Annotated in this window: 7 protein-coding genes; 1 reads left to right on the top strand and 6 read right to left on the bottom strand. The window is 48.1% G+C overall.

Annotation, left to right across the window (positions count from 1 at the left end; genetic code table 11):
* Window positions 1–50: 50 nt before the first annotated feature.
* The gene (locus tag DWZ61_RS19205; RefSeq protein ID WP_118540097.1) at window positions 51–707 is read right to left on the bottom strand and encodes an HD domain-containing protein; all 657 of its coding nucleotides are present in this window, start codon (window positions 705–707) and stop codon (window positions 51–53) included.
* A 329-nt stretch (window positions 708–1,036) separates the two neighbouring features.
* On the opposite strand from DWZ61_RS19205, the gene DWZ61_RS19200 reads away from it, so the two are divergent.
* Window positions 1,037–1,474 (top strand): GatB/YqeY domain-containing protein, encoded by a 438-nt coding sequence (locus DWZ61_RS19200; protein ID WP_022154647.1) that lies wholly within the window; start codon window positions 1,037–1,039, stop codon window positions 1,472–1,474.
* Between the two features lie 175 nt (window positions 1,475–1,649).
* Here DWZ61_RS19200 and DWZ61_RS19195 read toward each other — a convergent pair whose 3' ends face one another.
* The 5 genes from DWZ61_RS19195 to DWZ61_RS19175 form a co-directional block, all read right to left on the bottom strand.
* A complete protein-coding gene (locus DWZ61_RS19195; protein WP_118540096.1) occupies window positions 1,650–2,813 on the bottom strand; it encodes a DUF4179 domain-containing protein in 1,164 nt (387 codons plus the stop codon).
* 19 nt (window positions 2,814–2,832) lie between these two features.
* Window positions 2,833–3,321: a sigma-70 family RNA polymerase sigma factor gene (locus tag DWZ61_RS19190; RefSeq protein ID WP_118540095.1), complete on the bottom strand. Its 489-nt coding sequence runs from the start codon at window positions 3,319–3,321 to the stop codon at window positions 2,833–2,835.
* Between the two features lie 166 nt (window positions 3,322–3,487).
* The gene (locus DWZ61_RS19185; protein WP_117465561.1) at window positions 3,488–3,931 is read right to left on the bottom strand and encodes a DUF126 domain-containing protein; all 444 of its coding nucleotides are present in this window, start codon (window positions 3,929–3,931) and stop codon (window positions 3,488–3,490) included.
* The gene (locus tag DWZ61_RS19180; protein ID WP_118540094.1) at window positions 3,928–5,208 is read right to left on the bottom strand and encodes an aconitase X; all 1,281 of its coding nucleotides are present in this window, start codon (window positions 5,206–5,208) and stop codon (window positions 3,928–3,930) included. The genes DWZ61_RS19185 and DWZ61_RS19180 overlap by 4 nt, the downstream gene beginning before the upstream one ends.
* A gap of 14 nt (window positions 5,209–5,222) precedes the next feature.
* On the bottom strand, window positions 5,223–7,277 hold the full coding sequence (locus tag DWZ61_RS19175; RefSeq protein WP_118540093.1) for an FAD-dependent oxidoreductase: 2,055 nt from the start codon (window positions 7,275–7,277) through the stop codon (window positions 5,223–5,225).
* Window positions 7,278–7,341: the final 64 nt, after the last annotated feature.

Raw genomic sequence — 7,341 nt, 5'->3', positions numbered from 1 at the left:
GTTTCTTATACCCTGCCAAGGGCTACGGGGATATTTCGCTAAATTTCTATTTACAATACCTTTGCCCCATTCACGGTCAGCTTAAAGGATGCCTCCAGCACTTCCGCTGCACGCTTACACATCATCATACGTCCAAGGAATATCTCAAAATACTCATACATACTGCAGATTTTCGGATCAATCTGCAGATTCAGTGAAATCACTCTCTTCTCCACATTGATCTTAAGCTTCGTATCCGTAACCGCATAATTGACGCGGTCATGTTTATCGAAGGTTGCCTTATTCTTCTCCCGGACTCTGCTCCTGCGGACATCGGTCTTATCTGCAATGATCAGCGCCGCTGAGATGGGATCGGTAGCACCGCCGGTAGATTCGTCATGCAATCCGATAGCAGACACGATCTGCACCCGGTCCTCCAGGGGCAGATCTGTCTTCTTCAGAATATCATTTGCAAGCAGCGCCCCGTACTCTGCATGATGGCTACGGTTCACCGCATTTCCGATATCGTGCATAAATCCGGCGATCTTCACAAGTTCAATATCTTTTTCCGGATACCCAAATTTTTTCAGAATCTCCGCTGCCCGCTCTGCCACCAGTCCCGAATGCGCCTCCGAATGATCGGTGAATCCCATGGCACCCAGATTCGCATTTCCCTTTTTAATAAATGCCAGTACTTCTTCATTTTTTCTGATTTCACTATATGTCATTCTTCTACTTCTTTCCTTCCATCCTGTGTTAATTCCCGTGTCTTTATATACATCTTATTTCGTGTTCATTGTACCATCCGCTCACGAATTCGTGCTATGATACGCTACATCCTGTTTCGCAGTTGCTTTTTTCTCCAAGGCGCATTATATGTTACCAAAACTGTTGCAGCGACACTATCCTGGGCAGGTAAGCAACATGTAATATCTGTGTAAACAACCCGGATATAAGCTGACAGATATTCACATTTTCTTCTTTTCAGTTTTCATCTGTGAGAGTATAATAAAACACAGAAAACATTTGGAGATTTTGTTCCAGAGAGGAGACCACAATGAAATTAAAAGAATTACAGGATGCTATGATCGCTGCCATGAAGGCAAAGGATAAATTCAGAAAGGATGCCATCTCCGCACTGGTATCCGCTGTAAAGAAAAAAGGAATCGACAACGGCTGCCGTGACAACATTCCCGATGAGATGGCCAACGAAGCCATCTTAAAAGAGATCAAATCCGTGAAGGAGCAGATCGATACCTGCCCCGCAGACCGTACCGAGCTGCTGGAAGAATACAAGAAGCGCTATGAGATCATGAGCGAATTTGCTCCTAAGATGCTCTCCGCTGAGGAAGTCAAGGCAATTCTGGAAGAGAAATTCGCAGATGTTCTGGCTACGAAAAATAAAGGGCAGATCATGAAGGCTGTTATGGGCGAACTGAAGGGTAAGGCTGACGGCAAGGTGATTAACCAGGTCGTTGCCGAGCTGACCAAATAATATGTGCGGTGCATTATCAGCGATTTTAAATCCATCAACAAACGGCTTCCGGGAGATCTCCGAAAGCCGTTTTTGTTTCCACTTCGCCTGTAGCTTCACTATTTTCTGCTTTCCATGAACCGCAGCTATGCTAACTACGCCTTCAGCTGTCATTGCGGTTGGCACAGCAGATATACTACGACTTGTCTGTTTCTATCGAAATCTTTTTTTCATAAAGAGCATTTTTCTCAAGTATTTCCAGGAATGCTGTCGGATTTTCTCCCAGTGCCAGCCCCTTGATCTCCATGTATTCGTCATAATCATAGAGGTACACTGTGATCTCGGATATATCGTATCCGCTGACCGCCAGCTCGTTGGTATTGTTTCCTGCGTATGTCAGTTTTCTTCCATCTTTATCCAACACTACGGTCACAACAAGATGATCTTCCGGGAAAATGTCATATACCGTAAGCTCCACCGGAGAGACTTCGATTCTGTCCAGCCCGAAGCCCGCTGCATTCGTTTCGCCTATCTCTATGACCTGCATTTCCTTATCGCTCTGGGAGACTGAAAGCTCCGTGAATTTCCAGCTTCCGCGTACTGTCTCCTTGGAAGCCCCCTTCGGATATAGGAAAAAATACGGAATTTCCAATTGCAGTGTCATGTCTTCCGGAATCTGTTCATAGTATCCCTGATCCCCTGTCTGGATCGATTTGTAATCGATACGGATCAGTCCCAGAAAAGTATGTTTATCCACAAGTTGCCCCACAAGCGCCCTGCCCCCGTGTACCGGATCGCCGCTTCGGAAAGAATACTCCTCCAGCGTTGCGATCATGATCTGACTTTTTCCGTCGCTGTCCGCTGACATCTCCGGAAATCCCTCTTCGCTCTCCATTTTTACCCCCAGGAAAATTGCCTGGTTTGTGGCATAATAATCCGTCAAGGTAATGGTGTAGCCCTGATCCGATACCTGATACTGCGCCGGTTCTGTAGCTTCCACACTGGTTTCCGTACTCTGGATCCCAGTGGCTCCGGTATTGTTGTCCCCAGCCTCTTCTCTCTCCCCGGCATTGAATTTTCCTTGCCCTGTTGGTACCAGCGTTACAATTTCTTCTGTCGGAATCTCCTGGAACCCCAGCAGCTCCTGTACCCGTTCTATCACGCTGCCGATCAGAGGCAGTTCTTTTGCCAACGCTGGATTTGCCCCGCAAAATCCGATAGCGACTACCATCGCTGCAGCCACGGTTCCCCACTGCACAAATCTTTTTTTTCGCTTCTGTCTCTTTTTCTTTTCTGCATTTTCCCGGACGATTCCGTATGCTTCTTCTATTTTGTTGTCAATCAATGTACTGTTCATCATGACCCTTCTCCTTTCCTGCCTACATCTGCGATCTCAGCTGCTCTCTGCCCCGGTGAATTTTACTCTTCACTGTATTTTCATTCATATGTAGCAGCTGTGCGATCTCTCCTATGGAAAACTGTTCCCCATAATACATCTGGAAGATCAGTCTGCTGTCCTCCGGCAGAGTTTTCAATAGATCATTGAATTCCAGATCCGTACTGAAATCATAGAACTGTGAAGCTTCCTCCGCCTCGTTCATGGGAACCGTCCGACTCCTGTGCCGTCTCATTGCAATACATTGGTTGATCAGAATACGAATCAGCCAGGTTCTGAAATATTCAGCTCTTCGTAAGGTATCCAGCTTTTCAAAAGCTGAAAGTATGGTCTCCTGCATGGCATCGGCAACATCCTCTTCGTTCCCCAGATAAGCGAACGCGATCCGTATCATGCTCTGCCTGTTCTGTTCCATCAGAGCAATGAATGCTTCCGCATCTCCTTTTTTCGCTTTTTTCACCAGTTTCTCCATGGTTCCTCCCGTTCTTCATCCGGCCGGATGCCTTGCAAGGTATTTTGTGTTCACATACATTAGATAAGCATATCGTATTTTCGGTTGCAGAAAAATAAATTTTTTCCATAAAATAGTAAACAGCTTCCGAAGTTTCCTTCGAAAGCTGTTCTTAAAGCTATTTGAACTATTCCACTACTACCGTACCGTCTTCTTTTACGGTAATATTCATGTCATCCTTCACATATTCCAGGAACTCTTCCCCCAGGCTGTCAATGACAGGCATCTGCACATTGTCAAGCCACACATCTGCCAGAATGGCTCCGGCTGCTGCCAGTGAATCAATGGGCTGTGAGAAAAGCATGCATGCCGGCTGCCTGTTCATGGAGCAGGCACAGTAAAGTACCAGTCCGCCGGTGGTAGATCCTATGGTCGTCGGCAGGCACAGGGCTTTGCCCGCCATCTGTTTACCATAGAGGTCGGGATTATTCTGATCTCCGCAGGTTGCTTTTTTATCGCCGAACTGTAATGCCTTCTGGAAAGATGCCAGTGTGTTCAGACCCCCGTGAGATACCAGTGCCTTGGCGGTTACAGTTCCGGAGGCTACGATTCTTCCTTTAAATTCTTTCATTTGTCCGCTCCTCCCTTCGTGATCTGCTCTAAGATCTCAGCATCGGTATAATATCTTGCGCTGGTATAGGTACGCAGCTTGTTGCTGGAAGTAATGACCGGCATCTTCTCGCTGAGAGGATTATTCATATACATTAACGGGCAGATATAGGAAGTAATGACTCCCGTTGCTTTTAATGTCTCCGCATAAGGGGTCTCCTGAAACTTTTTCAGTACCGCAGGTGCCGCTGTGAATACGGTAGGAATACACACTCTGGCTCTACCGGCTTCTTTCAGGCTCTGAGAGACTTTTTCCGTCCAGTCGATGAGCTGCTGTAAACTCATATGGGGACATCCCATGAAACACAGCTTCGGCTTGGCATCCTTCTTTTTCCAGATCACCGGATAGCTCTCATAGACCCTCTGAAGTTCCGCATCATCTACCACGTAGACTTTTGCATCCTCCGCGATCAGATCTTTTCCGTATTTTACAGCCTCCGGAGTGATATTTTCCACATGGTACAGACCTACCGCACCGTTGGAAGCAGTCGCTGCGCCAAAATCCTTCAGATAGGTTTTCGCAGCATCATCCAGTTCACCACCCAGCCATTTGTCCAGTCCTACGATATAGGGAACATCCGCCATGACCTTCATACCAATGGCTGATCCCAGCAGCTGTGCTTCCGGCTTCTTCGTTGTCTCGATCTTCACGATCCAGGTGGCTTTTCTGCCCTCATCCGTCAACAGACCGAAACGGGGCACATAGCCCACTACCGAACCCATGAGGTCAATGATACCGGAGTTACGATTGCATCTTGCTCCCAATACGGAGTTGGCATAGACCACTGCAGAAGACTCAGACCAGGACAGCACCTCTCCCATGGCCGGGGTATTTCCCACTTCATCCATGTAACAGGTACAGGTATATGCATCCTTTTCCATGATACCCAGCTGTGTCAGCTGTTTCTCGTAGTCATCCTGCTTGGAGTACATGAAATTCTTGAACACAAAATCCTGTAAAAAAGAACTGGGCACATTGGGATCCAGTGGTCTCGGATCGGCGGAAAATTTCTGTTTGGATACATTGCCGGATTCGATCAGCTGATTCATCAGTTCATACACCGGCGCCAGTGCTTTCAATCCGAAGGATGTTACCAAATGGTTGTATTTACTGGTCACAGGCACCATACCGTCCGCGCCGAACAGTTCGCCGTAACGCACCAGTGTCTGCATGACCTTCGCCAGGGTCGCTCCCTGTTTTCCATCATATATTTTCTGTTGTTCTTTTGTTAAGTTCATTGATTTCCCTCCCCTTAAATCTTCATGGCAACTTCATAAGCGCGCCATACGACACTTCGCAGATTGCCTACACCGTCACAGTCACCTACCAGGCTGACATTGCTGCCCTTCGGTGCCAACGGATTGGGAATGTATCCTGCGGAGCTGATCACACTGTCACAGGGAATCGTGATCTCTTTTCCGGAAGCATCCTTGCATACGATGCTGTCATCCTTTACTTCCTGCAGCGTAGTCTCCAGATATACGGGTACTTTCTTCCAGGCGAACCACTCTCTCAGATAAGAGCTGTTGGCCAGGCATACTCCGGTCTGGGCGATGAGATCGTTTTTCATCTCTACGATTACAGGCTGTCTGCCCTGCAGTGCCAGTTCATAAGCGATCTCACAGCCGGTGAGTCCGCCGCCGATGACGGCGACCTTTTCCCCTACGGGAGTACCGGTAAGGTATTCGCATGCCTCAACCATCTTCTCATGGCCGGGCACTTTTTTCAGTACTCTGGGCACTGCTCCGGTAGCGATGATCACGGGAGCACCGGCAAACGGGGCGATACTCTCCACTTTTTCATTGTAATGAATCTCAATTTTCAGATCTGCCATCTGCTTCCGATACCAGGTCAGAAGATCCCGCAGTTTTCCCTTGTAGCTTTCCGCACTGGCTGCAATAAAGGTTCCGCCCAGGTGATCTGTCTGCTCGTGAATCACCGGCTCGTGTCCCCGCAGCTTCAGTACTCTGGCAGCCTCCATGCCGCCGATACCGCCACCGATAATATGTACCTTCTTCGGGCTGGTGGTCGGGACGATCTTGTGCTTCTCCCACTGCATGGTCTCGGCATTTACCGCACAGCGTGCCAGATGCAGGGAATCGGATAATGCCTGATCATTGGGAACTCCCTTATAGTGACACATGTTGAAGCAGCCGTTGTGGCACAGAATACAGGGACGGATGTCGTCCTCCTTATCATTCATCAGCTTGGTCACCCATTCCTGGTCTGCCAGGAACTGTCTGGCGAATCCGGCACCGTCGATTTTTCCGTCTGCAATGGCAGCCGCAGCTGTCTCCGGATCCATACGTCCGGCGCATACCACAGGGATATCCACGAATTTACGGATATGCGCCACATCCTCCAGATTGCAGTTCTCCGGCATATAGATAGGGGGATGTGCCCAGTACCAGGCATCGTAAGTGCCATTATCGCAGTTTAACATATCGTAACCGGCATCCTGCAGATACTTCGCTGCTTTTTCGGATTCTGCCATATCACGGCCTGCTTCTGTGAAGCTTTCTCCGGGAAGAGCTCCCTCACGGAACCCCTTGGTCTTGGATTCCACGCTGTACCTAAGAGACACAGGGAAATCCTGCCCGCAGACTTTCTTGATCTCTTTTACGATCTCTACAGCAAAACGATATCTGTTTTCAAAAGATCCACCATATTCATCGGTTCGCTGATTCACATATTTTAAAGTAAACTGGTCCAGCAGATAGCCTTCATGTACCGCATGGATCTCCACACCGTCCACACCGGCATCCTTTAATAATTTTGCTGTCTTGCCGAATGCAGTGATGAACTCCTGAATCTCCTCCACGGTCATCTCCCGGGAAGGAACTTTATCTGACCAGCGGTTCGGAGACGGGCTGGGTGCGGCTGTAATCTTGTCGAGATCCATAAAAGGTTTCGCCAGTACCCGCAATGCCTTATTTGTGTACAGGGTCTCCATCATTTCACTGATGGTAAACGATCTGCCGAAACCTGCCGTCAGCTGGACGAACAGTTTGGCTCCTGTCTTGTGGAACTCCGGCATCCACTTTGCCAGATCCTCATACATTTTTTTCTTCTTATATAGCCACTGTCCGTACATGGGATTGTATACCGGCTGACATCCCGGAAGCACCAGACCGCAATTATTTTTCGCTACTTCCAGAATAAATTTCGCACCATCCTTGTCAAAATGGTTCACTTCCATCCATCCCAACAGGTTTGTGCCACCCATGGATGTCAGAACAATGCGGTTCTTAATCTCGCAGTTTCCGATCTTCCACGGTGTAAACAACGGTTCCAACTGTTGTTTCATTGTAACTCCTCCTAGTATAATAATGGTGTAGTCAATCAAGACTACTTGGTTAATAAGTTTCTAT

Source organism: Clostridium sp. AF34-10BH (assembly GCF_003478095.1).
GTDB classification, from domain to species: Bacteria; Bacillota; Clostridia; order Lachnospirales; family Lachnospiraceae; genus Acetatifactor; species Acetatifactor acetigignens.
The sequence above is the reverse complement of the archived record's forward strand: the minus strand, read 5'-3'. Positions and strand labels throughout refer to the sequence as shown.